29 protein-coding genes and 1 pseudogene (1 of these 30 only partly in view) are annotated in these 26,653 nt (G+C 62.5%); 18 read left to right on the top strand and 12 right to left on the bottom strand.

Features of this window, described 5'->3' with window-relative positions:
* The 6 genes from U0023_RS04295 to U0023_RS04275 all read left to right on the top strand — a co-directional run.
* Window positions 1–502 carry the 3' portion of a hypothetical protein gene (locus U0023_RS04295; protein WP_009763568.1) on the top strand. It extends 413 nt beyond the left edge of the window, so the window shows 502 of its 915 coding nt (coding positions 414–915); its start codon lies beyond the left edge, outside the window; it ends in the stop codon at window positions 500–502.
* Window positions 503–960: 458 nt separating this feature from the next.
* Window positions 961–1,521 carry a hypothetical protein gene (locus tag U0023_RS04290; RefSeq protein WP_009763569.1) on the top strand — a complete coding sequence of 187 codons (561 nt, stop codon included), beginning with the start codon at window positions 961–963 and terminating at the stop codon, window positions 1,519–1,521.
* A 32-nt stretch (window positions 1,522–1,553) separates the two neighbouring features.
* On the top strand, window positions 1,554–2,201 hold the full coding sequence (locus tag U0023_RS04285; RefSeq protein WP_009763570.1) for a L,D-transpeptidase: 648 nt from the start codon (window positions 1,554–1,556) through the stop codon (window positions 2,199–2,201).
* Between the two features lie 70 nt (window positions 2,202–2,271).
* Window positions 2,272–3,288: an amino acid ABC transporter substrate-binding protein gene (locus tag U0023_RS04280; RefSeq protein ID WP_009763571.1), complete on the top strand. Its 1,017-nt coding sequence runs from the start codon at window positions 2,272–2,274 to the stop codon at window positions 3,286–3,288.
* 303 nt (window positions 3,289–3,591) lie between these two features.
* Window positions 3,592–3,780 carry a hypothetical protein gene (locus U0023_RS35510; protein ID WP_407667375.1) on the top strand — a complete coding sequence of 63 codons (189 nt, stop codon included), beginning with the start codon at window positions 3,592–3,594 and terminating at the stop codon, window positions 3,778–3,780.
* Window positions 3,767–4,114, top strand: a complete 348-nt coding sequence (locus tag U0023_RS04275; protein WP_407667407.1) for a hypothetical protein — start codon at window positions 3,767–3,769, stop codon at window positions 4,112–4,114. Before U0023_RS35510 ends, U0023_RS04275 begins: the two co-directional genes overlap by 14 nt.
* 116 nt (window positions 4,115–4,230) lie before the next feature.
* On the opposite strand, the gene U0023_RS04270 is transcribed toward U0023_RS04275, so the two are convergent.
* Window positions 4,231–4,638, bottom strand: coding sequence for a hypothetical protein (locus U0023_RS04270; RefSeq protein ID WP_040638703.1), 408 nt, complete (start codon window positions 4,636–4,638; stop codon window positions 4,231–4,233).
* A 512-nt stretch (window positions 4,639–5,150) separates the two neighbouring features.
* Between U0023_RS04270 and U0023_RS04265 the strand changes: the two genes are divergently transcribed.
* Window positions 5,151–5,516 carry a MarR family transcriptional regulator gene (locus tag U0023_RS04265; protein ID WP_154661141.1) on the top strand — a complete coding sequence of 122 codons (366 nt, stop codon included), beginning with the start codon at window positions 5,151–5,153 and terminating at the stop codon, window positions 5,514–5,516.
* 7 nt (window positions 5,517–5,523) lie between these two features.
* On the opposite strand, the gene U0023_RS04260 is transcribed toward U0023_RS04265, so the two are convergent.
* The 8 genes and pseudogenes from U0023_RS04260 to U0023_RS04225 form a co-directional block, all read right to left on the bottom strand.
* Window positions 5,524–6,666, bottom strand: a complete 1,143-nt coding sequence (locus U0023_RS04260; protein ID WP_154661142.1) for a helix-turn-helix transcriptional regulator — start codon at window positions 6,664–6,666, stop codon at window positions 5,524–5,526.
* A 235-nt stretch (window positions 6,667–6,901) separates the two neighbouring features.
* A pseudogene (locus U0023_RS35905) lies at window positions 6,902–7,147 on the bottom strand (IS481 family transposase); the annotation flags it as partial.
* A 37-nt stretch (window positions 7,148–7,184) separates the two neighbouring features.
* The gene (locus U0023_RS04250) at window positions 7,185–8,627 is read right to left on the bottom strand and encodes a M10 family metallopeptidase (RefSeq protein WP_009763577.1); all 1,443 of its coding nucleotides are present in this window, start codon (window positions 8,625–8,627) and stop codon (window positions 7,185–7,187) included.
* Window positions 8,628–9,044: 417 nt separating this feature from the next.
* Complete coding sequence (locus tag U0023_RS04245; protein ID WP_009763578.1) at window positions 9,045–9,329, bottom strand: hypothetical protein; 285 nt, start codon at window positions 9,327–9,329, stop codon at window positions 9,045–9,047.
* Window positions 9,330–9,562: 233 nt separating this feature from the next.
* Window positions 9,563–10,804, bottom strand: coding sequence for a glycosyltransferase (locus tag U0023_RS04240; RefSeq protein WP_009763579.1), 1,242 nt, complete (start codon window positions 10,802–10,804; stop codon window positions 9,563–9,565).
* A gap of 362 nt (window positions 10,805–11,166) precedes the next feature.
* Window positions 11,167–11,970: a class I SAM-dependent methyltransferase gene (locus U0023_RS04235; RefSeq protein WP_009763580.1), complete on the bottom strand. Its 804-nt coding sequence runs from the start codon at window positions 11,968–11,970 to the stop codon at window positions 11,167–11,169.
* A 209-nt stretch (window positions 11,971–12,179) separates the two neighbouring features.
* Window positions 12,180–12,977 carry an HpcH/HpaI aldolase family protein gene (locus U0023_RS04230; protein WP_009763581.1) on the bottom strand — a complete coding sequence of 266 codons (798 nt, stop codon included), beginning with the start codon at window positions 12,975–12,977 and terminating at the stop codon, window positions 12,180–12,182.
* 296 nt (window positions 12,978–13,273) lie between these two features.
* Window positions 13,274–14,167, bottom strand: coding sequence for a LysR family transcriptional regulator (locus tag U0023_RS04225; protein ID WP_009763582.1), 894 nt, complete (start codon window positions 14,165–14,167; stop codon window positions 13,274–13,276).
* A gap of 136 nt (window positions 14,168–14,303) precedes the next feature.
* Between U0023_RS04225 and U0023_RS04220 the strand changes: the two genes are divergently transcribed.
* From U0023_RS04220 to U0023_RS04210, 3 genes are all read left to right on the top strand, one after another.
* Window positions 14,304–15,032 carry an SDR family oxidoreductase gene (locus U0023_RS04220; RefSeq protein WP_009763583.1) on the top strand — a complete coding sequence of 243 codons (729 nt, stop codon included), beginning with the start codon at window positions 14,304–14,306 and terminating at the stop codon, window positions 15,030–15,032.
* 15 nt (window positions 15,033–15,047) lie between these two features.
* Window positions 15,048–15,416 (top strand): Atu4866 domain-containing protein, encoded by a 369-nt coding sequence (locus U0023_RS04215; protein ID WP_009763584.1) that lies wholly within the window; start codon window positions 15,048–15,050, stop codon window positions 15,414–15,416.
* Window positions 15,417–15,585: 169 nt separating this feature from the next.
* Window positions 15,586–15,849, top strand: a complete 264-nt coding sequence (locus tag U0023_RS04210) for a hypothetical protein (RefSeq protein ID WP_009763585.1) — start codon at window positions 15,586–15,588, stop codon at window positions 15,847–15,849.
* Window positions 15,850–15,928: 79 nt separating this feature from the next.
* Here the strand turns inward: U0023_RS04210 and mepA are convergent, their stop codons facing one another.
* On the bottom strand, window positions 15,929–16,840 hold the full coding sequence (gene mepA, locus U0023_RS04205) for a penicillin-insensitive murein endopeptidase (RefSeq protein ID WP_009763586.1): 912 nt from the start codon (window positions 16,838–16,840) through the stop codon (window positions 15,929–15,931).
* Between the two features lie 193 nt (window positions 16,841–17,033).
* Window positions 17,034–18,194, bottom strand: a complete 1,161-nt coding sequence (locus U0023_RS04200) for an SDR family oxidoreductase (protein WP_009763587.1) — start codon at window positions 18,192–18,194, stop codon at window positions 17,034–17,036.
* Between the two features lie 472 nt (window positions 18,195–18,666).
* On the opposite strand from U0023_RS04200, the gene U0023_RS04195 reads away from it, so the two are divergent.
* From U0023_RS04195 to arsC, 8 genes are all read left to right on the top strand, one after another.
* Window positions 18,667–19,077: a PRC-barrel domain-containing protein gene (locus U0023_RS04195; RefSeq protein WP_009763588.1), complete on the top strand. Its 411-nt coding sequence runs from the start codon at window positions 18,667–18,669 to the stop codon at window positions 19,075–19,077.
* Between the two features lie 121 nt (window positions 19,078–19,198).
* On the top strand, window positions 19,199–19,897 hold the full coding sequence (locus U0023_RS04190; RefSeq protein ID WP_009763589.1) for a hypothetical protein: 699 nt from the start codon (window positions 19,199–19,201) through the stop codon (window positions 19,895–19,897).
* Window positions 19,898–20,469: 572 nt separating this feature from the next.
* Entirely contained in the window at window positions 20,470–21,336 is an 867-nt protein-coding gene (locus U0023_RS04185; protein ID WP_009763590.1) for a DMT family transporter, read from the top strand.
* Window positions 21,333–22,424 (top strand): ATP-dependent DNA helicase, encoded by a 1,092-nt coding sequence (locus U0023_RS04180; RefSeq protein ID WP_009763591.1) that lies wholly within the window; start codon window positions 21,333–21,335, stop codon window positions 22,422–22,424. The genes U0023_RS04185 and U0023_RS04180 overlap by 4 nt, the downstream gene beginning before the upstream one ends.
* A 98-nt stretch (window positions 22,425–22,522) precedes the next feature.
* The gene (locus tag U0023_RS04175; protein ID WP_009763592.1) at window positions 22,523–22,696 is read left to right on the top strand and encodes a DUF1328 domain-containing protein; all 174 of its coding nucleotides are present in this window, start codon (window positions 22,523–22,525) and stop codon (window positions 22,694–22,696) included.
* 211 nt (window positions 22,697–22,907) lie between these two features.
* A complete protein-coding gene (locus tag U0023_RS04170) occupies window positions 22,908–23,996 on the top strand; it encodes a TRAP transporter substrate-binding protein (RefSeq protein ID WP_040639040.1) in 1,089 nt (362 codons plus the stop codon).
* Between the two features lie 163 nt (window positions 23,997–24,159).
* Window positions 24,160–24,780 (top strand): hypothetical protein, encoded by a 621-nt coding sequence (locus tag U0023_RS04165; RefSeq protein WP_009763594.1) that lies wholly within the window; start codon window positions 24,160–24,162, stop codon window positions 24,778–24,780.
* A gap of 87 nt (window positions 24,781–24,867) precedes the next feature.
* A complete protein-coding gene (arsC, locus tag U0023_RS04160; RefSeq protein WP_009763595.1) occupies window positions 24,868–25,293 on the top strand; it encodes an arsenate reductase (glutaredoxin) in 426 nt (141 codons plus the stop codon).
* 44 nt (window positions 25,294–25,337) lie between these two features.
* On the opposite strand, the gene U0023_RS04155 is transcribed toward arsC, so the two are convergent.
* Window positions 25,338–26,573, bottom strand: coding sequence for an MFS transporter (locus U0023_RS04155; protein WP_009763596.1), 1,236 nt, complete (start codon window positions 26,571–26,573; stop codon window positions 25,338–25,340).
* Window positions 26,574–26,653 lie beyond the last annotated feature (80 nt).

The raw sequence follows: 26,653 nt of genomic DNA, 5'->3' as shown, positions 1-26,653 counted from the left end.
GTTGAAGGCGCGCTGGCCCGAGATCGAGGAGGCGGCGCGCCGCAATGAGCCCGAGGCCCGCAGGAAACGCCGGGAGGCGCAAAAGGCCGAAGCCTCGGATGAGGCCAATCTGATTCAGACGGAGCGGCGGCGCAGACGCTATCCGGTTCCATCGAGCGACCTGCCTCCTCTCGGATGCCCGGTTGCGACGGCAAACTGGGGCGTCGTGGTGTTCGAGGCCATTGATGTCGCCCCCCTCGCCGCACAGCCTGCCGTTGGGCTGTACCCGCACGTGCAGGGCGATGTGTCCCGCTATGTCTGGGCCCATTGGCGCATGCCGACCTTGCAGGAAATCTACCGCACGAGACCGCCTCGAAAGGACGAGGAGCCGGGAGGCAAATCCACGAGCGGCTGGTGGTGGGCGAGCCGTGAGGACCTTCAGGAAAGGGCGCGCAAGTTGCGCGAGGTGGAACGGGTGCAGCGCTCGCGTCAGCTGGCAAGACAGACATCGCCCCGGATTTAGAGCGCTTCCACAGCGTGCCGTTACGAATGTCCCGGCGCGAAGGCCTGAATTTATTATCGCCGGTTCGGTATATTCCGGAGCATTGAACGCAAAAGCGGGAAGAGTTCTCGCGTGAAGAGTGCGTTAAACGAGAGCCTGGAGCATCGGCCCGTGCTTCAGGACACCGTGTCTATGGGCCCACTGTCGAACTGTTAGGGCTGCGACGACCATTCCTGTGGGAACTCCGTTCCGTTCACATGAACACTGAGTGGACGGTGCTTCTGTCCCGAACTGCCAAGCACTCGTCCCGAAGTGTCAAGCATGGAGGCGTCGAGCGACCTAGCTTGCCCATTCCCGAGCGAAAAAGCCCGGGATGAGCAAGGGATACCAGGCATCGCCGAAGAGACCGCCCAAACGTGGCGCGCAAGCGCAGGGGCCTCATCTGCGTGATCTGCCGGCATGATGACGGGGAACGGGACATGCCATCTCGAAAACCGGGCGACGAAGCATTGCTCGAAGAGGCCGAATATCGGCGCGGCCTGCTCGGCGTTGTCTTCCAGCGCAAATCCCCACGAAACAGAATCCGGGTTGAATGTGCCGTTGCTGTCGCCGTCGCTCTGACAGGCGCTGGCTGTACCCTTACATCCGACAATGAAACATCGCCTGTTGTCGCTGCGGCTCCTGCAGCCTTCGGGCGGGAGCGCCTGATTGGCCGATGGGGTACCGCGTCCTTTCACACCGAGAAGGATCGGCAAAGGACAGAACGTGAGGCGAGGGCCCAGTGCAGCCAGCCTTACAGAATTGTCGAAGGTCCGACCGACGGTGTGATGATGCATGTCGCGGATGATCCGCAGCTTTACGAGCTCAGGCTCAAGGGCGATACCGCGGGCAGGACGTATCTCGGGTTTGAAGCTCCTCCGGGCCATCCGCAGGACCGCGAGATTCTCTCCGCGACCAACAATCTGATGACCATGCGGTTCGTCGATCCGGATGCGAACCAGCGTTACGGCACGTTCGTATACGTGCGCTGCGGCACCTGACGGTCGAACCCCGTCGAGCGGAGGAAGGCACCTTGCGGCATCTGCGAACGAACCAACACGGGACTTCAGCTGCGCGCCAAGCGCTTGTGATCGTTGCGGGGCTTATACTGACAACCGGCCTTGCCGACCGAGCCGCGGCCCAGTCTGGAACCAAGCCACCGGAGACGCTGGAAATCGGTGACGAGCCGGGCCGCATCTCGACCGAGGAGGTCGTCATTCCGGATGGCCCCTTTGCCCGGCAGATGGTCTTCTTCAGATCGAGCGAGGCACCCGGCACCGTGGTCATCCATACGTCGGAACGATTTCTCTATGTCGTCCAGGGCAACAACCGCGCCCTGCGCTACGGGATCGGCGTCGGGCGCGAAGGGTTTCAATGGTCCGGACTGGTGCAGGTGAGCCGCAAGGCCGAGTGGCCGGATTGGCGGCCGCCGCCCGAGATGATTGCGCGCCAGCCCTATCTCCCACGCTTCATGGCCGGAGGGCCGGGAAATCCGATGGGGGCCCGCGCACTCTATCTCGGCTCGACCGTGTTTCGGATCCACGGAACCAATCAGCCGGAGACCATCGGCCATGCGATCTCGTCCGGGTGTTTCAGGCTCGCCAACGGCGACGTCATCGATCTTTACGCACGCGTGCCGCTCGGCACGAAGGTGGTCGTCCGCCATGGCGCCAGCCTATGAGCGGCAGATTCCGTTCAGTCTTGCAAACCAGAAATGGGGTGCACCGGTTACGTATCGGAGAACAAGGACCATGTTGAGCGCGGCCCAAACCTTTCTCTTCGCTGGCCTGATGACCGTTCTGGCAGTCCCTGCCGGGGCAGGAACCCTGGAAAGCGTGAAGCAACGCGGCACTCTGCAATGCGGCGTCAGCGATGGTCTGTTCGGGTTCTCCGAGCGCAATGATCAGGGGGAGTGGTCCGGCTTCGATGTCGATTTCTGCCGTGCCGTCGCCGGTGCCGTTTTCAGAGATCGCGCCAAGGTTACGTTCGTGCCGCTCTCCGCCGGGGAGCGCTTCGATGCCCTGCGCACAGGTCGCGTGGACTTGCTGTCGCGGAACTCGACCTGGACCCTGGAGCGGGAGGCAGGTCTCGGACTTGCGTTCGCCGGCATCACCTATCATGACGGACAAGGCTTCATGGTGATGCGGGATCGCGCCGTCGCCTCGGCGCTCGAACTCGACCGCGCCAAGGTGTGCGTGGAGACGGGGACCACGAGCCAGCTCAATCTGGCCGACTTTTTCCGTGCGAACTCGATGACCTTCGAGGAACGCGCCTTTCCCAGTGCCGCCGAGGCGCTCGCGGCCTTTCAATCGGGCCAGTGCAACGTGCTGACGCGCGATCAGTCCGCGCTCTTCGCCGAGCGTCTGAAGCTCCGGCGTGCCAGCGATGCGGTCATTCTTCCGGACATCATCTCAAAAGAACCCCTTGGTCCTGTAACGCGCGCGGACGATTTCGCGTGGTTCACGATCGTGAAATGGGTGAATTTCGCCCTCGTGAACGCCGAGGAACTCGGCATTTCGTCAGCGAACGCAGACGAGACGGCGAAGTCGCACAAACCCGATGTGCGCCGCTTCGCCGGCCTGGAAGGGGAATCCGGCAGGATGCTGGGCCTAGAGGGGACTTGGGCGCTGGACGCCGTCCGAGCGGCGGGCAATTACGCTGAAATCTACGAGCGGAATCTCGGGGTCGAGTCGCGCCTTGGCATCCCGCGCGGCCTGAATCAGCTCTGGAGTATGGGCGGCATCCTCTACGCCCCGCCGGTCCGATAACGGCATGGTCTCAGGTCCATCATGGCATATCACGCACGAGCCCGCCCGCGTCTGGCGATGAGCAAGGCCGGCGATCACAGACCTGTCACGGCTCTATATGTCGAGCTGGTTGGACCGGTCCGCAAATACCTCGCGGGCCTTCTTATCGCCGTCACGGCAGAGCTGTGCAAAGAGGCCCGGCCTCGATCATTACAACTCGACCTCCCAAAGATGGGTTCATGACCTGCCGATCTAGCTCTGGCTCTGCTTGCGAGGGCGCAAGGCCGGCAGGATGGGGGGGACCGCTGCACAACCACCTTCACGTTGAGCATCCTTGATGCCATCGAGACGACACCATTCACGCTCGCGGGCACAGTCGGTGCTGACAGGCTCGAAGGCGAGGCTGGCAACGACGTTCTCTCCGGCTTGTCGGGCAACGACATACTCGGGGGGCGAGGCTGGCAACGACAGGCTCTACGGCGGGGCCGGCAAGGACACGCTGGAGGGCGGTGATGGTCAGGATATCTTCGTGCTTGACACCAAGCTGTCGAAGTCGGCGAAGGTCAACAAGGCCAATCAGGACCGGATCGTGGACTTCAGTGTCACGGACGACACGATCCACCTGAAGAAGAGCGTGTTCACCAAAATGGCCAAGAAGGGTGTGGTCAAGAAGGGAGAGTTCTACCAGGGTGTGAAGGCGCATGACCGGGACGATCATGTCATCTACAACAGGAAGACGGGGGCGCTCTACTACGACGCCGACGGCTCGGGCTCACAGGCTCAGATCCAGATTGCCACTCTCTCCAAAAACCTCAAGATGACCTACAAGGACTTCTTTGTTACGTGAGTCGTCATTCGCTCCGCTCTTTAGGCAGTCAGTTCCGATCGCGTGCGTTCGATCATAAGCTCCGTCTGTGGGACATAGATGAGAGCGTCGGCGACGCGGTCGTCAGAGGTGCTGGGCTATTCTGCCGGTGCCGATCCTGGCCCGGGTTTGCCTGACGGCGTCCCATCGGGATTCATGCCATATTTCCGGTATGCTGACTGAATGTCCTCTTCTGCGGCAGCCTCCATCTTTGCGTGGTTCTTGGCGAGCCAGGCTTTATGTGCAATTCCGCCGCCGACCGTGAGAGGGATCACCGATAGCCCGGTCGGATCCATCGCTGCTGCAAGGCCCGCCGCTCCTTGAGCGGCCCCGAATGCTCTCGCCTCTGCGTCAAGTTCAGCGTTGACTCTGGCAGAGGCAGAACCTGGCGCATTGTACTGGAAACCTGCCGGATCACCGACAGGCGCCGACCCACCACCCTGGCAGCCGGCTACGCTGACGGCGCAGATGGCGAGAACGATCTCCTTGATGGTTTGAAAGCGCATCGACTGGGCTCGAATGGACGTTGAACGGAAAACCCAAGCCTATCATGTCGTTTGCACCTCCAACCTATTTGAACAGCGAGGATCGTAGGGCGCGACAACGATGTGGCCATGGCGAGTTTCATCGCTTTCCTCCCTGACCATCATTAGGTCAAAGCCTGTTGCTTCATTTAATCCAAGCTGCTCTCACTCGGAACGAGGCTACACCTCAGCGCATGTGTGCTACCGCACCGTCCATCAAAGTGCTGTAAGAACCTATTTGTTTGCATAGGGAACCCCAGGGAGCCATATGCCATATCCGGACCTCGACTCATCCTGTGGAGATCGAGTTTATGCCAGGTTCCAGGCGATCTAAGCAGACCGGTTCACCCAGGTCTGTGTCGTCCAATCTCAGCACCCGGGTCCGAAGTTCCGATGTTGATACTCTCGATCCAGCCTGCCTCAGCCAGGAGCAGATTGCGGCGCTCGAGATGGAGATTGCGTGGCTTGCCTTCCGATCCGACTTTGAGAAGCGCATGGCGGGGAATGTCATGGTCCGGAACCGCAGCCGCAACGTATTCGAAAGCGACATGGTGTGCGCCATGGTGCTGATACGCTACCTTGATGGACGTCCTATCACGCTGAAAGAAATGATGACTTACTTCATGCAGTTCAGCACGGAGGCAACTCTGTCTCGCCATTTGGACGACATGGAAGCCGCAGGCGCGCTGATGAGGAAGCCCGATCCCCAGGACCGCCGGCGGTTGCTCCTTCTGCCTACGGAGAAAGAGGCTGTCCCTGCGCAGATGTATTTGCAGGGTCGGCTCGACGTCCTGCTCAGCAGCGGGTTCGTATATGATCCGGAGGAGGCCAGGAAAAAGCTCGCACAGGCCGCTGAGTGAAGCAGGTTCATTCGCCCCGATGAAGTCCTTCGTCCGCCTGCATCAAATTCGGGCTGTAAACCAGCCGCACCAAATCCGCCTGTCGTGACACCCCGGTTTTTTGGAAAAGAGCTTGGAGTTGGGACCTGGTGGTATTGCGGCTCAGGTGATTTTCCTGACTGTATTCCGAAATCGTTTTTCCATCCGCAAGCGCTCCTAGGAGCTTGGTCTCTGCCTGGGTCAGCCGGAGTGCTTTGCCGAGTGCGTCTACGGATTGCCCCGGGCTGGCATGTTTGAACTTGATGAGAAGCAATGCGTGAACGCCAGTGACGGTCGGTCCGAAATGATGATGCGTCGGAACAATGACAGCGTCGAGACGCTCTCCGTTCCTGAGGGAGATCTCAAGAGGCTGAGCTATGCGTTCATCAATGACCTTGGCCACGAGTCCTCGGAAGTGGCGATCATGATCGGGGGAAACGAGAGAAAGCCGGCCAAAGCGCAGGCTCATGCCGAGATCACGCTTGATGAGCTCTTCGGCATTCGGATTGATGTCGTAGATCGAGCATCGTCGATCGAGCCGGACGATGCCGAAACCAAGCTGATCCAGCCCACGGATCTGGGCGATCTCCAAAGCGTCCTGGAGACGGAAGCGGTTGCCGATGGAGAGCGCTCTTTCAAAATGCGGGACCATTCGTCCGAGGAATTCGATTGTTTCGTCGCTATAGTCTTTGGCCCCCTGATGCCGATGGAATGCGACGAACATGGATGTGCTTGTGCCGAGGGTGAGATGAGTTCCGATGGCAAATTTCAGGCGTTGCGGCATCAACCAGTCATTATAGTATTCCGTTCGCTCGAACCTGTCCTTCGGGACGGCTTCAAACATACGCGCCACTTTTCCTGTGGGGAGGGCGAGCGTACCAGGTATCAACGGATTAATTCTTACATAATGCTGCTTGTAGCTCTCGATGTAAGGCTTTTCGAACCCTTTGCTCATATCGACCACGACCGACTTCGATCGTGCATCATGAATGAATATCGAACTCGTGCTGTGAAATAGTTCGCCGAGACTTGCGGCAAGGCTTTCCCATGCGCCAGCCTCGGATGGCGTTTGATAAATCAACTCAATAATATCTGCGAACTGCGCTGCGGTTATCACTTTATCAGCCCGCATTCCAAGATTTGCCGGTACTGTCTACGATCGCAACTAGCTTATCGAAAGCTCGCTTAATCTTGCATATCCTCACAGGAGGTACAATGCAGACAGCTCATCTATGCTTTGATTTTATATATATCATTATATCGTAATAATATCGGATCTCGCATATGACAGGGGCGAGTTGAAGCTCCGATGCATAGGTAAGTCTGATTCGAGCCGTGGCGACGAGTGCATGCGCAAGTGGACTGAGCGGCGCATCGGTCCAAGCTTTACAGATGGCGCGATACGGCGTGAGGCCGCGCAGCGTCTTCGGACAACGGGCGAAGCTTTAGGCGGCGAGATGCCGACAGAGCTGATCGTGGCCTCCGTGGTGGAAGCGCTTGTCAGTGGCTTCCTTGATCGTCCGGTTCATGCGCCCGACCGGGCCATTCGTCCAAGGATGGCGCAGCTTGGTCCGCCGCTGTTCGATGGCGAGTTCGGCGCAGGCGAAATGGCAACCCGGCTCCACGATGAGGCCAGTCACAAAAACCTGATTACAGATAGAAGTCGCCCTTCGACAGCGCGGAGAGACCCGCGACTTTGACCTTGAAATCGACGAGCGAGTCGCCGTTCACGTCGGCCGACAGGATCCCGTCGGAAAAGCGCAACTCCCCGGCCTTGTGGTGGAACGCGGACTTTCCGATGAAGGTGAAGGCCTGATTGCCCGCGACCTTCGTGTTGGCATCGATGCTACGCAGGTCGATGCGGTCCGACCCTCGGCGGAAATCCTGGATCGTGTCGAAGGACGATCCACGGGAATCGCTCAGGGCCTGAAAGACGAACGTATCCGCTCCGCTCCCGCCGACGAGGATGTCCTTGCCGGCCTGACCATAAAGTTTGTCGTTGCCCGCGCCGCCCTCGAGCCTGTCACTGCCGCTTCCACCGAACAGCGCGTCGCCGCCGCCGAGCCCGTAAAGCTTGTCATTGCCGCCGTTGCCGCGAAGCGTGTTGATGGCCGCGTTGCCTTTGATGACGTCGCCTGCGGAGCCGCCGGAGGCGTTCTCGACGAGAGAGCGCGTATCGCCTTGATAGAGAAGGGCGTTGGCAATGTTGCCGACGGCGAGCTTGGAGCCGTCCCAGTTCAACTTGGCGCGCTGCTCCTGGGACGTGATCGTCCACGCTCCGGGTTGCAGGTCGATCGTGAGAGAGGTGGTATAGTTGGTGAAGCTGTAGGTATCGACGCCGCCGCCATCCCAGATGGTCAGCAGGATTCGATTGCCGCCGGGAGCGCCCTGTCCGACGCCGTCGATGAACATCTCGCCCGTGGTCGGGCTCCACGTATATGTCGTGTTGCCGCTGTTGGTGGCGTAGTTCGCGCCGTAGATGTGCTGGATGGCTGCGATATCGTACATCATGAGAGACTGGGCGTAGCCCCAATTCTCGTTGGCATAGCCCGTGCTGACGGAAGCGCCCGCGTAAGAGCGGTAGCTCATCACGGTATATTCCATGCTGTCCCGATCGAGCGGCATGCCGTTCTCGTGGGAGTGCTCGAGCCCCAGGGCATGGCCGATTTCATGCACGATGGTGAAATAGGCGTAGTTGCCCTTCATCGGGCTCGCATAGCTCAGACTGGAATTGTTGACCCAGACGTCGCCGCCTGCCGCATTCGTGCTCGGAAAGTAAGCCCACGCCGTATTGGGCAGGTCCGATTGCGCGAAGCGCAGATCGGCCGATGGGCCGCTTGTTCCGCCCAGTTCCATGAATGTCAGGTTGCTGACGGCGGAATAGAGATTCAATGCCGTGCGCGCGATGGCCTGCTGCGTCCCGTTGAAGGCGCCAAATCCCTTCGCGGCCTCACCGTCGCCATAAGATGAGCCGTAGGAGGCGGCCGTCGTGGGAAAGCTGTAGGTCAGGTTGCTCGGCACCCATCGGGTGGAGCCGAGAACGGCATCGATGTAGATGTTACCAGTGGAAGAATATGTTTCGACAGCAGGCATGGTTCTTCAATCGAATAGTTATGTTGATACCGCGAAGGTTCGTGCGAGCCGTCGCCCGCAAACAGCAGTCAGCTTTGCGACGAGAGAGTAAAACCCGCCGCTTTCGAAAAGCTTAATCTTGCAGCTTTGCCGCGCTTCCAAACCTATTGTTACAATGAAACGAAAGTCTCTGGCGGATTCAGTATCCGGCAAGCACTTTTACTTGAATTGAACTCGCGAGCTTTCGCGTCGGAGCGTCTAAACGATTTGCAATAGGATTAAAAGGGGATCCGGCTTGGGATCCGGCCCAATCGACAACATGCCGCACGTCGCCTGTCCGCGGGCTCAGGGTGCGAGCGTTGGTCCGCCCAGTGCACCGTTGTTGGCGGAAAGCCGGAGCCACGTTGCGGCTGCGGCCTTTCGGGTTCGCAGGATGCGCTAGGAAGGGCGGCGCTCGCTCCGCTTGGCGGGCGTGAGCGGAAGATCCGGGTTGAAATGAAGTTGCGGCGTGAGAGGGGTTGCAACGCCTGCGGCGCCTTTCCCGCTCGCTCTCTTCCCGCGGGTCGCCACCTTTCCGCGAGATCCAATGGCTTCCTGAGCGAGGAGGCGAATGTCCTCAAGGCGCCATTCCTCGCTCAGCCACGTTCTGCCGATGACCTTCAGAATTTTCTCGAGCGCCGCATACGGATCCGTGATCTCGGGCGCGTTGGCCACGTTCTTCATGAAATCCCCCATATGCCGAAGGTTGTCCCCCGGTCATTTTGGCGGGAACATCTGCCTTGAAGGCAGATGTTCCACATGCGCAAGTATTGCAAAGGCGCAGCTTAAAGGAAACTGCACTTTCGGACAGGTTTCGATGCGGCGAGATCGTCTGGGCATGCCGCGGATGCCTGACCCGAGGCAGGATCGGAACCGCTTCTGTCCCGGCTGTCCCCGCGCGCTTCGACATGGTCGTGTCAGGGCCGCCTGACGCCGCTCGCCTTTCCCTGAATCGCAGCAACGAGCCGTTCGGCAGCCACCGCCGCTCCGTCGCGACGGATCGTCTTGGCGATGGCGGCCGCTCGCTCACGGGTGCCCGGGACCAGCGCTATCTGCAGCGGGATCGGAAGCGACTCGGCTCTCGGCACCGGGCCGTCATGCGCCGCACCGATGCCCAATTCGGTGACCCGGCGGGCCCAGTAGGGCTGGTCGGCGCACTGGGGCACAATCACCTGGGGTGCGCCGGCGCATGCGGCCGCAGTGGTCGTGCCGGCTCCGCCATGATGCACGACGGCCGCGACCCGGGTGAACAGGGCCTGCTGGTTGACGTCGCCGACGGCGAAGCAGTCGTTCCGGTCGTCGATCGGCATGAGATTGGCCCAGCCCTGAGCGACGATCACGCGGCGGCCCTGTGCGCGGACCGCCTCGATGGCGGTGCGGGCGGAGTCGCCCGAAGCATGCATGGTCATGCTGCCGAATCCCACATAAACCGGGGGAGCGCCGGCATCGAGGAAGGTCTCCAGATCGGCCGGGAGCGGGCGCGCGTCCGGCAGGATCCAGGCGCCGGTCTGTACAGCGTCGGTCATCTCGGTCGGCTGCCAGGGACTGAGGACCGGGTCCGATGCCAGCCACGGTCGGAGCGTGAAGACGTGGTCGCGAATATTCGCGTGTGTCGGCAGGCCGACCGAGGCGCGGTGGGTGTTCACCGCCGCGCCGAAGAGTGCGTCTTTCGCCTGGGCGTTGAACGCCCACAGCGCCCGGTTATCGGTCATTTCCGGCGGATGCGGCCAGCCTGGGTATTCCATCGGCGGGTGGTGAGGTGAAGGCAGGGCGATCGGGTAAAAGACCGCGCAGATAAAATCGATGCCCAGCTTCTCGGCTACGGCCTGAGCGGCCGCCACGGACGGGAACAGGCCCGTTGCGACGATGGCATCGCAGCCTTCGGCCGCTGCGGCAATCGCATCGAATTGGGCCGGAACCATCCTGGCTGCGAGCTGCGGCAGGCTCAAGCCTAATTGTCTCGCCGTCGCGATCCATTGGCGCACGGGCATGAAGGCTGGCGCCAGCGGCAGGCCGGCTCGGTCCAGCAACGCCACGAATTCCGCATCGGACGGAGCGCTGATCAGTGCCTCCGCACCGAGCTTCTGCAAAGCAAGGCCAAGCCCCGCCATCGGCTGGACGTCTCCGCGTGATCCATAGGTCGACAACAGCACACGCATCTTCACGGCTCCCTCAGGTTCGAAACGAGGGGAGCGTTTATGGGGCATGGCGAGGGGCTTGCCGCAAGCCGGGGGAACGCTACAAATGATTAATGAGGGAGGTGATCGCTCTTCCGTGACAGTTCCAGCTCCCAGGATCGTCCCAGACACCATCGACCCGGACGCATACAGCGCGTCTCAGGGGATCATCACGTCTGCCGAAGCAAGGACGCGCTTCTCCGAACCAGCAAGCGCAGCTCTCCGACGAGTGCTCTCAAGACGTCCAGGGCGGCGGCAAATTCGGCGCTCCCAAGTGCCCTCCATATGGCATCGGCCCGTTCCGCCAACAGCAATGGTTCGACAGCGGGCATTCTTTCGAGAGTCTATCCTGCATCCGTCTTGCGGCTGACAAACAGCCCGGTCTGCTTCTCGACCTCCATCACGCCATGCCCCTCCTCGAATGCAGCGGCAATGGCTGCGCGGAATTCGAGGAGCTGAGTCTCACCGGCTCGATCTCCGGGCGGATAGGACGTGAGAGCCAGGAAAACATCTTCCGGATCCGTGATCCGAAGTCTCGCCGGATGTCGTGCCACGGTGACGTTCCCGAACTGTGCCTGCATTAACCTTTCGGTTTTGTCGAAGCCGAAAGCGACGGCCGCGGGATCGCAGGGTTGACTGCCGAAGATCGTGGTCAATTCGTACATCCTGCGCATGTTGTCGGTGCCATTGGTCGTGACCGCGAGGAAGCCGCCGGGCTTCAGAACGCGATGCATCTCCGCGATGCCCTTGGCCGGGTCCGGAAGATGATAGAGCATGTGCATGGCGATCACCGCGTCGAAGGCGTTGTCCTCGAAGGGCAGGGCGGAGGCGTCGGCCTGCTCGCCCCGAACCGATCCGAACGGCAACGGCCCGCAACGTTCGACAGCCTCCTGGGTCATTCCAGGTGAGAGATCGGAAAGGGTCAGATTGAGCTTTTCAGGCAGCGTGCTTGCCGTTGCCGCCCAGAACCAACCCGGGCCGCAGCCTGCGTCCAGGACATGATTGCCGGAATTCAAAGGCAAATGTCTCGCAACCCAAGGAAACCAGCCGATCTCGGCGATTGTGTACCTGGAATTGATGCGCGCCCGTGCCGCCAGCTTTTGGCTGTCGCTGTATTGTTGGGCCAAGCCTGAGGTTATGGAGGACATGGTGCCTTCTCCTGCGCGAACCACAACGAGCGGCTCGTATCGCGAAGCGAAAACCCTCGTGGAGCTTTCCCGCGCAGAAATATGCAGCAATTCCGTTCTTGTGTGAAAGCGTGCTGCGAAGGCAGCACGATGAACGGAATACGAGAGTACGCGCCGTACCTTGCCGACGAAGGCTCAGGGCCGGCTCATCGCCGGAGTCCCTCGAGCCTTCATCGCCCGTTTGGCGGCGTGTTCGCCGAGGCGTTCGATTTGAAGCTCTGTGCCAGTTCGTCGGCACCTTTGACCAGAAGCCCGAGATCCGACCCGACGGCAATGAAGCCATAGCCCCATTCGATGTAGCGGCGGGCATCCGTCTCCCGTGGGGCAAGGATGCCGGCAGGCTTTCCAACAGCCTGAAGCCGCCGCACGGCATCTTGAATGGCGGCCTGGACCTCCGGGTGCTGCGGGTTTCCGATATGGCCCAAGGATGCGGACAGATCCGCGGGGCCGATGAACACGCCATCGACACCGTCGACACGCGCGATTGCCTCCAGTTCAGCAAGAGCCGCTGCGGTCTCGATCTGCACGAGGACGCAGGTCTCCCGGTCGGCCTGCTTGAGGTAGGCGGGCAAGCGTCCGTAGCCGCTGGGCCGGCCGACCGACGTAATGCCGCGAATGCCTGCCGGAGGATAGCGGCAGGCGGCCACGGCCAGTTCTGCTTCCCGGGCGTTTTGAACGAATGGGATCAGAACCGCCGGCGCCCCGATGTCCAGGAGACGCTTGATGAGGACAGGATCATTCCAGGCCGGACGCACGATGGGAGTGGCCGTCCCGCCCGTGAGAGCCTGGAGCTGGCTCAGAATCCCTGGAACTTCGTTGGGCGAATGTTCCATGTCGAGCAGAATCCAGTCATACCCGCTGTGAGCAATGATTTCCGCGACGATGTTGCTGCAGAGGCTGCTCCAGAGGCCGATCTGCGGCTGTCCCGCCTTGAGGGCAGCTTTGAAGGCGTTGCGCTGAATGTCCATCGTCGATCACCCTTGTGTTTGGATCATTGCTTCGGCTGGAGTACCAGGAGGGAGCGGGCCATCGCCCAGGGCGAGCCTACGAGATTTCATGAGGAGAGTCTTGGCTCGTTTCTCGTCTCTCATCTTCATACCCAACGAATGGCGCAATCTGTCATCGCGTTTCCATCCTGCAAAGCGTCGACCGGGAATCTCGAACATCCGCACGACCGTCTGGCGGTTCTAAGCCGGCCGATGCAAAGAAACCGGCCGCGTGCATCCGTTCGACCTCATGCTTCGAGCCGGTATGAAGCGCGGGGTCAACGTCGGCTCTTGCGCAGGTAATCGATCAGGGCACGCAGTCTGAGGGGGACGTTCCTGCGGCTCGGGTAATAGAGATAGAAGCCGGGGAACGGCGGGCAGAACTCTTCGAGAAGCGGCACGAGTTCGGCGCGGGCAAGATAGGGGCGGAAGGTCTCCTCCATGCCGAAAGTCAGGCCCGCTCCCGCGCAGGCCAGTTGGAGCATCACCCTCATGTCGTTGGTGGTCACGCGAGGGTTCACGTCGACGGTGAAGTCGCGCCCGTCTTCGGTGAACTCCCATCGGTAGGGAGCGACCTGCGGGCTGGGCCGCCAGCCGATGCAACGATGCTTGGGCAGGTCGCGGGGATGGGCGGGAGCGCCATGCCGGGCCAGATACGCGGGAGACGCCGTCACCAATTGGCGCTGCTCGTCCGAGACCGGAATCGCGATCATGTCCTGCTCGATGACCTCGCCGAGCCGCACGCCTGCATCGAAGCCCTCGGACACGATGTCGAACTCCTCGTCCGTCACGGTAATATCGAGACGGATGTCGGGATAGGCTTCGAGGAACCCGGCGAGAAGCGATCCGCTCAGGAACCTCTCGGCGATCGAGGAAACCGTCAGGCGCACCATGCCGCTGGGCTGCTCGCGCATCTCGCCCACGGCCTCCATCGCGGCGGCGAGATCGTCGAGAGCCGGGCGCACGGATTGGTAGAGCCGCTCTCCTGCTTCCGTCAGGCGGACGCTTCGGGTGGTCCGCTGAACCAGGGCCACACCCATCCGCTCCTCGAGCCGTCGAATGGCCTGGCTGATGGCAGAACGGGTCACGCCCAGGCGTTCGCTGGCTGCGCGGAAGCTGCGTGCGTCCGCGACGGTCACGAAGACGGCGATGCCGGAAAGGTCTGGGCTCATTGGTGACAAATACTGACCAACCTATTCATGATTGGCAAGTCGATCAGGTCGATAGGACGAATTATCTTTCGCTCATCGGCTCGGTACCGTCACGCAATGACGGGTCCGGGCATGGATTGGACGAAAGGAAGAAGCCATGTCCGAGAGGAAAGTTGTTCTGATTACCGGTGCCTCCAGCGGGATCGGCGAGGCGACAGCCCTGGAGCTTTCGAAGGCCGGTCACGCGATCATCCTGGGCGCGCGCCGGACGGACCGTCTGCATGCTCTCGTCGGCCGCATCGAGGCATCCCACGGGGTCGCACGGGCCCATCGGCTCGACGTCACCTCCCGGGACGACTTCGCCCGGGTCGTATCGGCAACCCTTGAGGAGTTCGGACGCATCGATGCGATCGTCAACAATGCGGGCGTCATGCCCTTGTCCCCGCTCAAGGCCCTCAAAGTGGAGGAATGGGACCGGATGGTGGACGTCAATATCAAGGGTGTCCTGAACGGCATCGCGGCCGTGCTGCCTATCATGGAAGCCAGAGGTGATGGCCATGTGATCAACATCGCGTCCATCGGGGCGCACCGGGTCTCTCCCACGGCCGCGGTCTATTGCGCCACCAAGTATGCCGTCTGGGCGATCTCCGACGGGCTTCGCCAGGAGACTGACCAACTGCGGGTCACGGTGATCTCTCCCGGCGTCGTCACGAGCGAACTGGCGGAGACCATCTCGGACGATACGGCGCGCGAGGCGATGAGGGAGTTCCGCAGGATCGCTATCGAACCGGATGCGATCGCTCGCGCGGTCCGCTACGCGATCGAACAACCCTCCGATGTGGACGTGAGCGAAATTATCGTTCGCCCGACCGCAAGCCCGCACTGAAGAAGGGAACCCTCGATGCTGCGCGTGGAGCCCGCTCTCGCCTTTGCCGTCGCCATGGCGCTCGCACCAGGTGCGCATGGGCAATCCGCGAGGACCGATCAACCCCTATCCAAGGATGCAACAGGCATGACAAATCACCCCTATCTCGGCATGTGGGTCACCGAGGATGGCCGCATTCGCCAGGAGCTACTCCCGAACGGCCGCTACGACGAGGCGCGGGGCACCCGCAGGAGCGCCTATCAGGGACGCTATGAAATCCGCGGCACCCGGATCGACTACTGGGACGATGCCGGGTTCACGGCCGACGGCGAGTTCATCGGCGATGTCCTCCACCACGGAGGAATGCTGTTCTACCGCGAAGGACAGAGGAAGCCGCGTCCCTGACGCCTGCTGGAAACCGTGCTTGCCAGCGCCTCCTGAGCGGCCCGACAGCAGGCTTTCGATGGCCTGCTGGATCCGTCTTCCATCTTGGCCGCAACCTTCCGGTAAACTTCGCGTTGGGTGTTGACCAATAAGCATCACCTCAGGGGCATCTGATCGCAAGGAGATCCCCATGCGTCGTATTCTGTTGGGCACTGTGACGATCGCCACCATCGTTCTGGGCGCGGCCACCGCGATGGCCCAGAACCCGCCACCGCCGGTTCCGGGCGGAAGCGGATCCCAGACGACAAATCCGTCGACGTACCGGGACACGGCGAGGCGAGACCGCGAGCGTTCGATGCTGCTTCAGCAGAAGCAGCTCGGAATGACCACGGGCAGCGTCAGCAAGCATCACACCACCAAGAAGCACCACCGCTCGACCCATCACAGCATGTGAGCCAGTCGGCTTGTGCGACGTCGAAGCCTCGGGGCCCCGGCCATCGGCCGGGGCCTTTCGTCTGCGCGCGTCCGATGCTTTAGGGCGCCGCGAGAACGTTGCGGCACTCGTTGGGTAATTGCGCCAGGGTCAAGGGCGGGCGGGGTTTGCCGGGTTTCGGATGCAGCATCTGCGGCGTGAACCACGCATTGAGCTCCGCGCCGCATCCGTCGCCGTTCGGCGGCGGATCCTGATCGGCACAGCCCGCATCGCCGGCCGGACAGGCGAGGCGGATATGGAAATGGTAGTTGTGGCCCCAGATGGGCCGAACCTTCGTCAGCCAGGAGCGGTCGTCCCCCGCCTCTCGACAGAGGGCTTTCTTGATCGCCGGGTTCACGAAGACCCGGGCCACGCTGCGTTCCTGGGCGGCCGCGCGGATGAGCGCGGTGTGCTGAGGCGTCCATCGGGCCGGATCGATGTCGAGCAGGTCGTCGCGGACCACGTTGGTGGCCGACATCTCTTCTCGCTCGGCCCGCGAGAGGCGGCGGTTCGGCATGGGCGTGAGCCAGATATCCGCATCGAGGCCGATCTGATGCGAGGCGTGACCCGTGATCATCGGACCGCCGCGCGGCTGCGAGATGTCGCCGACGAGAAGGCCCGGCCACCCGTTGATGCTGGGCAGGCGGGTCGCAAACCGCTGCAGGAATGCGATCATCTGCGGATGCCCCCAGTTGCGGTTGCGGGACAGGCGCATGACCTGCCAGTTGTCGCCGTCGATCGGGATCGCGGCAGCGCCCGCCACGCATCCCCGGGCATAACCGCCGATGGAGCGGGAGCGCAGATCGGCCGGCGTCGTACGCCGCCCGAAGAGTTCCTTCGCGGCGAGCTTGGGATCGTCGGGGTTGGCGAGCGGCGGCAGCGGCTTCGGGTCAAGAGTGCCTTTGTCCTGGGCGACGGCGGAGCCGCCGGCGAGGAGAGCGAGCGCGAGGGCGAGAGAGCGAATCGGAATCATGCGGCAAGGCTAGCCTGCGGGCGTGGAGTTCGGAACGTGCCGGATGCGGCCATCTTGTCGCTCTTTCGAAGGTGTGGGGAGCTTGACGAACGTCAGGTCATGGCCAGGCCCGTCCCGGCAAGGTGGGACCCAGCGCTTCCTGCAAGTCGTGATCACCGGCACAAGGCCGGTCATCACGCCGGAGACTTGATCCTCAATGCCTCGGCTGCGGGCGGCCTTCGCCGGGGCCGCGCTGGCTGATGTGGCCGGGGCCGAAGGTGCGCTTGTCGTGTCCGTTGCCGGTGCGGCGCATGGTGGGCTGGTAGCGCGGCGTCGGTCGCTTGGACCGCTTCGGGCGGCGGCTCCCTGCCAGGGGCGGCAGGAAGAGGGCCGCGATGCCGGCCGCGACGGTGGCCAGCACGGCGGCCGTCGCGAAGGGATGGAGCTGTGCTTCGAGAAGCAGGCTCGTCTGGCGCGGCTCGCCGGGCAGGGACGAATACATGTCGCCATCTTGCCGGGCACGATAGAGGTTGTCGCGCATTCCCGGGCGCTCGGGCTGGTCCGTGGTCTGCGAGGCATAGCCCGTCCATTCCATCGCCTTGTCGATGAGGTGCGGCGCGACCTTGCCCATGGCGCCGATGACCCACCCGCCGAACCCGATGGTGATCTCGCGGCGCTGGTGTTCGGCCGCGTGTACGATCGCCTTGGCGACGAGATGCGGGTCGTAGGATGGCGGCGGAACGGCATTGCCCCGGTCGAGATAATTGCGGGCATGCTCGACGTAAGGCGTATCGATGGAGGATGGTTTGATGAGCGTGACCGAGATCGGCGCATCCTGGTTGGCAAGCTCCATGCGCAATCCGTCCGTGAAGGCCTTCACCGCATGCTTGGCCGCCGAATACTGGGTCTGCAGGATCATGGCCCGCTCGGACAGCACGCTGCCGACATTGATGATGGTGCCGCCGCGACGGCGCAGGTGATCCGCCGCGATCATCGAGCCGTTGACGACGCCCCAGTAGTTCACGTCGAAGAGCTGACGCTGGTCTTCCATCGGGATGTCGGTGAGATTGCCGTAGATGGCCACAGCGGCATCGTTCACCCAGGTGTCGAAGCCCCCGAAGGTCTCGATGGCGGTGCGCGACACCCGCTCCAAGTCTTCGCGCTTGCTGACATCGGCAGTGACCGCGATGGCGCGTGTTCTTCCGTGGCTGAGCTCATCGGCGATCTTGCGCAGGGCGTCCTCGTTGCGGGCGACCAGAACGAGACCCTTCACGCCGCGTTCCGCGAACAGATGGGCCGTCGCAAGTCCGATGCCGCTCGACGCGCCGGTGATGACGACGATCTGGCCCTCGACCGGCTTCTGGCGAACCGCCATGGCACTCTCCTTCAAATCCTCATGGTCCATGAACGTGGGTCAACGTGAGGTCGGAAACGGGGTTCCTAAGGCAACGCTTGCTGTCCGGCGCAGGTCTCGACCCAGCTTCCCCATAGGCAAGTGAGGGGCCCGCAGGTGCAGGGAAGATCCTCCCCGAACGGGTGGATGCCGGCATTCCCCTTCGCCCTGAACGTTGAACCCGTCGCGAGCGGGGCATCGGGGAGATCCCGGCACAGGAAGCCCGCTCGTGCCCAGATGATCCCGCAAAACTCTTGGAAAGCTTGGACTTTCGGACCCGAACCGGAACCTGCTTTTCGACCTGAGCGTTGCCTTGGAGCATCGTGCGGAAAGATGGATCCTTTTTCCGCATCGACGATGCCCCGATTGAAGGATGACACATCGGATCTGACCCATAAGCCGGGTCCGCTTTTCGATCCGGTGCCCTGGATCTCACACAGAAGGGAGCGCAGTGATGGAGACAACGGCACAGAGCAGCGACGTTCGCGAAACGCACAGCCTGATCGCCAGCGACAAGGTCGAAGGGACGCCGGTGCGCCGTACGGACGGCGAGAAGATCGGAACCATCGAACGGGTGATGATCGAGAAGAGGTCCGGCAAGGTTGCCTATGCGGTCATGAGTTTCGGTGGCTTCATGGGTCTCGGCGAGGAATACTACACGCTTCCCTGGAGCGTCCTGAAGTACAATACGGAGCTCGATGCCTATGAGCTGAACCTCTCCGAGGATCAGCTGCGTGGAGCGCCCCGCCGCAGCGCGGAGGGCCACGACGCGTCGTACGATCGCGAATGGGAGGAGCACGTCCACCGCTACTACAACGCCACGCCTTATTGGGGCGGCAGCGACCCGATGAGCACGGGCCGGTAAGCCCGATCGGCACCCCGGTCAAACAAAATCGCCCGGCTTTCGCCGGGCGATTTTTTATGCGCAGGCGCCGGGCGATAGGAGAGGTCCTATCCCGGCGCTTGCGGCATGAGCGTCTTAGCGCTTGCGCGACTTCGACGGGCTCTTGCGAGCGCTCGAAGACCGCTTCGCGACCTTGGCCGACTTCTTCGTGGCAGAGGTGCGGCTCGAAGCGGCAGCGGCGCGCTTCGTGGTAGACTTGGAGGCGCTGCGCGACTTCGCAGGCGACTTCACCGCGCTGCGGCTGGTGCTGCGAGCAGCCGTCTTCCGGGCCGAGGTCGAGCGGGCCGAAGTCGAACGAGCCGTAGACTTCTTGGCGGCCGACTTGGCCGGAGCCTTCCGAGCGGTGGTCTTCTTGGCAGTGGTCTTCTTCGCTGCCGACTTGGCCGACGAACGAGCCGTGGTCTTCTTGGCAGCGGTCTTGGCGGTGGTCTTCTTGGCGACTGCCTTCTTGGCAGTGGTCTTCTTCGCGCCGGACTTGGCGGAAGATTTCGCCGCAGACCGCGAGGTCGACTTCGCAGCCGTCTTCTTGGCCGTGGTCTTCTTGGCCGTGGCCTTCTTGGCAGCGGTCTTCGTGCCAGCTTTCTTGGCGGTGCTCGTCGAGCTGCGGCGTGCGCTGCTCTTCTTCGCGGTCTTCTTGGTGCTGGTCGCACCGGTGTCACCCGTGAACAGCATCGTCAGCGGGTTCTTGGTATCTGTCGGCATTGCCGCCTCCTTCAAGGGCCTTCGCGTGCAACCGTCACGCTTGCAAGGCAACGTCGTTATACCAACGCGGTTCCGATAATCGAAAAGTGTAGACAGTAGAACGCTCACTTTTTCTGTGGATATTTCGACCGGCAGGTTTCTCTGCTCTTGCGGATCAAAGACTCAATATCGGGTTGAAGATGAGACAGTTAGAGACACTTCCTCAGCGCCGCCGGCATTGCTCTTCATGATCGATCACAATCGTTACGGTCAAAAAAATCCTTTAAAATCAGTTACTTATCTCAATGATAAAGAAGATGTTAAGCCTCAGCAGAGTATTCGAACGTGTTCATGCACGTTCAACGTCGTGGCCGAAAACCTCTTCACTTGGAGGGGGACGAAACCGGCTCTCGTGCCGATCGGATTCGTCGCGCATGCGTGATCGAAAAAATTGTCGCGCGGAGTCGAAAACGGGTCCGCATGTCGCCGCACGAGTCGAGAATCACATGTCGCGATGCGCGCCTCGGGAGCTGCGCGCATTCCTCGTCGAGATCGGTACGCACATCCATCCGTCGTGTGCGCCTTGGTCGCTGCAGGTCGCATGACGATGGAGGCTTCACGCGATCGCCGAGGCAGGTTAAGCGAAAAGGGCCTCACATCGGTTGGACCGCCTTGCCCCATCGCAGCATCCTCGCCGTCGTCCTCTGGATGAGCGGCGCGCTTCTCTCCTTCTCCGCAACCGCCATCGCGGTCCGCACCCTTGCGCCGAACTTCTCGATCTTCGAGATGCTGGCCGTGCGCAACGCCGCCGGCGTCCTGATCCTGCTCGCGCTCGCGCTTCTCAAGCCGGACCTGCGGCCCGGTCTGAGGCCCCGCCGCTTCCCGCTGCACCTGGCGCGCAACGTCCTCCATTTCCTCGGCACGGACGGGTGGGCTTTCGCGCTCACGCTCCTCCCGCTCGCGACGGTCTTCGCAATCGAATTCACCACGCCGGCCTGGGTCGCGCTTTTGGCGATCCCGCTGCTCAAGGAACAGATGACGCGTGGCCGTCTCGTGGCCATCGTGCTCGGTTTCGTGGGCATTCTCGTGATCCTGCGTCCGGGGGTGGAAACCTTGCAGCCGGCCAGTTTCCTCATGCTCGGCGTGGCGTTCAGCTTCGCCCTCGTGGCGATCATGACCAAGCGCCTCACGATGACGGAGAGCACCTTCTCGATCCTGTTCTTCATGAACCTGCTGCAGCTGCCCATGAACCTCGCAGGCGTGAGCCGGGCCTTCTGGCTCCAGGTGCAGCCGTCTCACGCGCTCGGCCTCACCGGCATCAGCGTCGGCGGCCTGCTCTCGCATTACTGCCTGACCAATGCCTACCGGCGCGGCGACGCCACCATGGTGGTGCCGCTCGACTTCATGCGCATCCCGCTGATCGCCTTCGTCGGCTGGCAGTTCTATGGCGAGGCGCTCGATCCGTACGTCTTCCTCGGGAGCGGCATCATCATCATGGGTCTTCTCTACTCCCTGCATCGCGAGGCGAAATCCGCATGACCTGGTCGCCGCAACAGGACGCCGCCCTGAAAGCCGTCGCCGAGTGGCTCCGCCGTGGCGACCGTCCGGTGTTTCGTCTCTTCGGTTATGCCGGCACGGGCAAGACGACGCTCGCCAAGCACATCGCCGAGAACGTGGACGGCGACGTGGCGTTCGGCGCCTATACGGGCAAGGCCGCGCTCGTGCTGCGCACCAAGGGCTGCACCGATGCGTCGACGATTCACTCGATGATCTACCGCTCACGGGAATCCGACGAGAACGGCCCGCAATTCGTGCTCAACCGCCAGAGCCCGGTTTCCAAGGTCGACCTCATCATCATCGATGAATGCTCCATGGTGGACGAGGAGCTGGGGCGCGATCTCCTGTCCTTCGGTCAACCCGTTCTCGTGCTCGGCGACCCGGCGCAGCTGCCGCCGGTGAGGGGCGGCGGATTCTTCACGGAAGGCGAGCCCGACGTGATGCTCACGGAGGTCCACCGGCAGGCCAAGGACAATCCCATCATCCACCTGTCGATGCAGGTGAGGGAAGGCGGGCGGCTCGAGCCGGGCTCCTATGGCGAGAGCCGCATCATCCGCCGCCGCGAGATCGATGCCGCCGCCGTCATGGCGGCCGACCAGGTGCTGGTCGGCCTCAACAAGACCCGGCGCCTCTACAACACGCGCCTGCGCGAATTGAACGGCTACCGCGATCCCATGCCGGCGGCTGGCGAGAAGCTCGTCTGCCTGCGCAACGACAAGACCAAGGGTCTTCTCAACGGCGGCACCTGGAGCATCCAGGCTTTGCGCGGCATCCGGAACGACTTCATCCGCATGGACGTGCTACCCGACGACGATGCCCGCCGCCGCTCCGTGGAAGTCGCCGTGCACAAGGCCTTCTTCGAGGGGATGGAGGAGGAGGTGCCGTTCGTCCTGCGCAAGGAGTCCGACGAGTTCACCTACGGTTATGCCCTGACGGTGCACAAGGCCCAGGGCTCGCAATGGGACGACCTCGTGCTCTTCGACGAGTCCTATGCCTTCCGCGAGCATCGCAGCCGGTGGCTCTACACGGCGCTCACCCGCGCGGCCGAGAAGGTGACAGTCGTCATTTGACGGGAGATGCTAGGCATCTATCGGAGGGCTGCCCGGAACCGGATCGACCGTCGGCGCTTAATGTCTTCAGCTGAGCAGTATGAAGTCGAGGTGCCGATATGCTGAAATGGGCTCTTATCTTTCTCGTCGTGTCTCTGGTGGCCGGCGCGCTCGGATTCACGGGCGTCGCGTCCGGTGCCAAGACCGTCGCCAAGGTTCTGTTCGGCCTGTTCCTCCTCGGCTTCATCATCCTGATCCTGATCGCATGGGGCGCAGGCGAGCTGATCTTCTGACGACCTGTCCGTTCGCGCGGCCGCAGGTTCCAAGCCTTGCTCTGGAACCTGCCCACGCATGCACTGAATGCATGAAGTCCCTGCTTCGGAAGCCCTCCCTTCTTTCCCTTGGGGCGTTATAGGGGCGTCTCAACTATTCGTTTGAGTGCGTCGCGTTGAAACTTTCTGTCCCGTGTGCGCCCTGAAACGGAAACGAATGAAAGGGACGCTCATGAAACGTCGTGCATTCCTCCAGGCCGCCACCATCGGTGCCGCCGCCGGAGCCGTCGCGAAGCCCGCCATCGCCCAGTCGAACCCGGAAGTTCGCTGGCGCCTGACCTCGGCCTTCCCGAAATCCCTCGACACCCTGTTCGGGGGCGGCGAGACCTTCGCCAAGCTCGTGGCGGAAGCCACCGACGGCAAGTTCATCATCCAGACCTTCGCGCCCGGCGAGATCGTCGGTGCGCCGCAGGCGCTCGACGCCATCGGCGGCGGAACGGTGGAGATGGGCCACACCTGCTCCTACTACTACGTGGGCAAGGACCCGACCTTCGCCATCGGCACCACGCTGCCCTTCGGCCTCAACTCCCGCCAGACCAACGCGTGGCTCTATCACGGCAACGGCAACGCGCTGCTGAACGATTTCTACGCCAAGCACAATGTCTACGCTCTGCCTGCGGGCAACACGGGCGTGCAGATGGGCGGCTGGTTCCGCAAGGAGATCAAGACGGTTCAGGACCTTCAGGGCCTGAAGATGCGCATTGCCGGCCTCGCCGGTCAGATCATGGGCAAGCTCGGCGTCGTGCCGCAGCAGATCGCCGGCGGCGATCTCTATCCGTCCCTGGAGCGCGGCACCATCGATGCCGCCGAGTGGGTCGCGCCTTACGACGACGAGAAGCTCGGCCTCAACAAGGTGGCGCCGTACTACTATTATCCGGGCTTCTGGGAAGGCGGTCCCGCCATCCACTTCTACATCAACCTGCAGAAGTGGAACGAGCTGCCGAAGAACTACCAGGCTGCCGTCCAGGCGGCTGCGGGCTACGTGAACGTCGACACGCAGGCCAAGTACGACGCCAAGAATCCGGCCGCCCTGCGCAGCCTGATCGGCAACGGCGCACAGCTGCGTCCCTTCTCGCAGGAGATCATGGAAGCGGCCTACAAGGCCGCCAACGAGGTCTACGACGAAATCTCGGCCAAGAACCCGGATTTCAAGAAGATCTACGACAGCTACAAGGCGTTCCGCGGTGAGGAATATCTCTGGTTCCAGGTGGCCGAATACGCCTTCGACACCTTCATGATCCGCGCCCGCGCCCGCGGCTGATCGCCAACAGGGCAGAAAAGGGAAGGCGGGTTTCGATCCGCCTTTCTTCCCGGAAGAAGACCGGTGCATCGGTCCTGATGTCTCGCCGCCGGATTTTGAGGCAACCGTTGCAGTTCCAGGGCGTTTCCTATGACGTGAGGGTCTGTGCCCCTGGAGGGTTTCAGTGGCTAGCATGATGTGGCGGGGAGCAGGGACGCGCGCGATCGTTCTCGTGGCAGGACTTGCCGTTGCTCCCATGGTGCATGCCGCCAACGACCCGCTCGACAGGATCGACGGGACCGAGGCGATCCAGGCGCGCTTCGACGCCGCCGCGCACCAGACGCAGGTTTCCGGCAAAGTCGCGTCCGATCTCTGCTACTCCTTCGCGCTGCCGGAAGAGTGGCGTCTCACTGAGGCGGGCCTGAAGGCCGTCGCATCGAATGCGCATCTCTCCATCGGCCTCCGGTCGGCCGAGGAACTTCGCGACATGCCCCAGCCCGATCTCGCGATCCGCGATGCGGCAGCCCTGCAGAGGGACTACGAGGAGCTGTTGGGGCAGCCGGCGCAATCCGTGTCCCTGTCCTCGGAGGCAGGGGCGACCCGCTGGTCTGCCACATGGATCGACGTCAATCTGCCGACGACTTCGCGTGCCATGACGGTCGAGACCCTGATCGTGCCGCTCTCGAGCGAATGGGTGCTTGAATTGTCCCTCTCCGGTGTGGAAAGCCGCGAGGCCTACGAGGCTCTCGCATGGCGCCTCCTGGCACGATTGAAGGTCGAGGGGCGGGCGGCCTGCCGGAACTGACCTGTCGTGCCTTGAACCGATTGCCCGTCAGCCTTGACATGGGTTGTCCTGACGAGGGACGGATTCACGCAGTAAGAAGGATCGGCCATGGACGTGATCATCTACCACAATCCGCAATGCGGGACCTCGCGCAATACCTTGGGGCTGATCCGCAATGCCGGGATCGAGCCGCATATCATCGAGTATCTGAAGACCCCGCCGACGCGCCTGCTCCTGCGCCAGCTGATCGACCGCATGGGAGGAAGCGTCCGCGATGTGATCCGCGAAAAGGGAACGCCCTATTCGGAGCTCGGGCTCGGTGATCCCTCCTTGAGCGACGACCAGCTCCTCGATGCGATGATGGCGCATCCGATCCTGATCAACCGGCCCATCGTGGTCACGCCCCTGGGCGTCAGGCTATGCCGCCCGTCCGAGACGGTGATCGACATCCTGCCGCCGCAGCAGGGCGAGTTCGTCAAGGAAGACGGCGAGCCGGTGATCGATGCCTCCGGGCGCCGCGTCGGCGTGGCCTAGATAAGAACGAAGGGAGCTGCCATGCTGCGGTTCGATGGAGGCGCTCAATGCGCCTCCAGCCGCGTTCCGACGGGAACGACCGGTTCGGGAACGAAGGTTTCCTTTTCTTCCGTCGCCGGTGCGGCGCGCTGCAGGCTGCGATAGGCGCCCCAGATCGCCATGAGGGCCTGGGCGATGATGACGACATAGAGCAGGCCCAGCCGCCCGAACTCCGTCATGGCCATGCCCGAGATCACCGGGCCGATGGCCGCGCCGATGCCTTGCAGGATGAGGAGGCCGCCGGCGGCGGCCACGAACTCGCCGGGCTTCACCATGTCGTTCACATGCGCCGTCACGATGCTGTAGGTCGGGATCACGCTGCCGCCGAAGATGGCGACATAGAAGAAAAGCAGCCAAACGGGCACCGTGAGCGGCACGAAGTGGATGAGCGCGAGAAGGATCGCCGCAGCCATGCCCGACGCGCCGATGATCACATGGCGCCGGTCCATGCGGTCCGAGAGCCAGCCGAGCGGGTATGTGGTGGCGAAGCCGCCCAGGGTGCCGCAGGCCATGAAGATGGCGATCTCCGCCGTATCGAGCCCTCGCTCCTGCGCCCAGATCGGGCCGAGCGCGAAGAACGAACTCGTGGTGATGCCGCACAGGACCGCAGCCACCACGCCGAAGGGCGATTGCCTGTAGAGCTGCCTGAGATTGATCTTCGTGTCGCTGACCGCGTGGGCCGGGGCGGAGGCCCGCGACAGGGCCGTCGGCACGAGAGCGAGGCAGATGAGGATGGCGACGAAGCAGAACAGCCGGTAGCCGTTCGGATCGCCCGCGGGCAGGAGCATCTGCCCGCCGATCCCGGCGATCAGGCCCGTCATTCCGTAAACGCTGAGAACCTGCCCGCGGGTCTGCGCGTCGGCGGAGGCGTTGAGCCAGCTTTCGACCACGATGAACAATCCGGCGAAGCAGAAGCCCGTCACCGCGCGGGCGGCGATCCAGACGGGCGGATTGATGACAAGAAGATGCAGCAGCGCCGTCGAGGCGGCGATGGCCGCCAATGCGGCAAAGGCCCGCGTGTGGCCGACCTGCTGGATCACGCGCCCGGCGTAAAGCGAGCCCACCACGATCCCGCCCCAGAAGGCGGATCCGACGGCGCCGATTTCCGTCGGCGTGAACTGAGCGATGCTCCCGCGCACGCTGAGCAGCGTGCCCTGCAAGGTGTTGCCGATCTGCATGAGAGCGTAGCCGAAGAGAAGGGCGAAAAGCGTCGGCAGCGTGGCCCGCAGGGATGAAGGCATTGGCGCTCCTCTGTAAAGCGAGGTCCTGTGGCTTGGATGTGCGGTTTGCGAAAGGTCCAGCCGGCATGGACGTGCCGAAG

This window comes from Microvirga lotononidis (assembly GCF_034627025.1).
GTDB lineage: Bacteria > Pseudomonadota > Alphaproteobacteria > Rhizobiales > Beijerinckiaceae > Microvirga > Microvirga lotononidis.
The sequence above is the reverse complement of the archived record's forward strand: the minus strand, read 5'-3'. Positions and strand labels throughout refer to the sequence as shown.

Excerpts from the sequence above, each read along its gene's own strand:
- U0023_RS04250 (WP_009763577.1), bottom strand. The coding sequence starts at position 8,627 with ATGCCTGCTGTCGAAACATATTCTTCCACTGGTAACATCTACATCGAT.
- mepA (WP_009763586.1), bottom strand. The coding sequence starts at position 16,840 with ATGATTCCGATTCGCTCTCTCGCCCTCGCGCTCGCTCTCCTCGCCGGC.
- U0023_RS04195 (WP_009763588.1), top strand. The coding sequence starts at position 18,667 with ATGGAGACAACGGCACAGAGCAGCGACGTTCGCGAAACGCACAGCCTG.
- U0023_RS04235 (WP_009763580.1), bottom strand. The coding sequence starts at position 11,970 with ATGTCCTCCATAACCTCAGGCTTGGCCCAACAATACAGCGACAGCCAA.
- U0023_RS04290 (WP_009763569.1), top strand. The coding sequence starts at position 961 with ATGCCATCTCGAAAACCGGGCGACGAAGCATTGCTCGAAGAGGCCGAA.
- U0023_RS04245 (WP_009763578.1), bottom strand. The coding sequence starts at position 9,329 with ATGAAGAACGTGGCCAACGCGCCCGAGATCACGGATCCGTATGCGGCG.
- U0023_RS04225 (WP_009763582.1), bottom strand. The coding sequence starts at position 14,167 with ATGAGCCCAGACCTTTCCGGCATCGCCGTCTTCGTGACCGTCGCGGAC.
- U0023_RS04210 (WP_009763585.1), top strand. The coding sequence starts at position 15,586 with ATGCGTCGTATTCTGTTGGGCACTGTGACGATCGCCACCATCGTTCTG.
- U0023_RS04260 (WP_154661142.1), bottom strand. The coding sequence starts at position 6,666 with ATGCGGGCTGATAAAGTGATAACCGCAGCGCAGTTCGCAGATATTATT.
- U0023_RS04220 (WP_009763583.1), top strand. The coding sequence starts at position 14,304 with ATGTCCGAGAGGAAAGTTGTTCTGATTACCGGTGCCTCCAGCGGGATC.
- U0023_RS04280 (WP_009763571.1), top strand. The coding sequence starts at position 2,272 with ATGTTGAGCGCGGCCCAAACCTTTCTCTTCGCTGGCCTGATGACCGTT.
- U0023_RS04170 (WP_040639040.1), top strand. The coding sequence starts at position 22,908 with ATGAAACGTCGTGCATTCCTCCAGGCCGCCACCATCGGTGCCGCCGCC.
- U0023_RS04265 (WP_154661141.1), top strand. The coding sequence starts at position 5,151 with ATGGCGGGGAATGTCATGGTCCGGAACCGCAGCCGCAACGTATTCGAA.
- U0023_RS04270 (WP_040638703.1), bottom strand. The coding sequence starts at position 4,638 with ATGCGCTTTCAAACCATCAAGGAGATCGTTCTCGCCATCTGCGCCGTC.
- U0023_RS04215 (WP_009763584.1), top strand. The coding sequence starts at position 15,048 with ATGCTGCGCGTGGAGCCCGCTCTCGCCTTTGCCGTCGCCATGGCGCTC.
- U0023_RS04175 (WP_009763592.1), top strand. The coding sequence starts at position 22,523 with ATGCTGAAATGGGCTCTTATCTTTCTCGTCGTGTCTCTGGTGGCCGGC.
- U0023_RS04240 (WP_009763579.1), bottom strand. The coding sequence starts at position 10,804 with ATGCGTGTGCTGTTGTCGACCTATGGATCACGCGGAGACGTCCAGCCG.
- U0023_RS04180 (WP_009763591.1), top strand. The coding sequence starts at position 21,333 with ATGACCTGGTCGCCGCAACAGGACGCCGCCCTGAAAGCCGTCGCCGAG.
- U0023_RS04200 (WP_009763587.1), bottom strand. The coding sequence starts at position 18,194 with ATGGCGGTTCGCCAGAAGCCGGTCGAGGGCCAGATCGTCGTCATCACC.
- arsC (WP_009763595.1), top strand. The coding sequence starts at position 24,868 with ATGGACGTGATCATCTACCACAATCCGCAATGCGGGACCTCGCGCAAT.
- U0023_RS04155 (WP_009763596.1), bottom strand. The coding sequence starts at position 26,573 with ATGCCTTCATCCCTGCGGGCCACGCTGCCGACGCTTTTCGCCCTTCTC.
- U0023_RS04230 (WP_009763581.1), bottom strand. The coding sequence starts at position 12,977 with ATGGACATTCAGCGCAACGCCTTCAAAGCTGCCCTCAAGGCGGGACAG.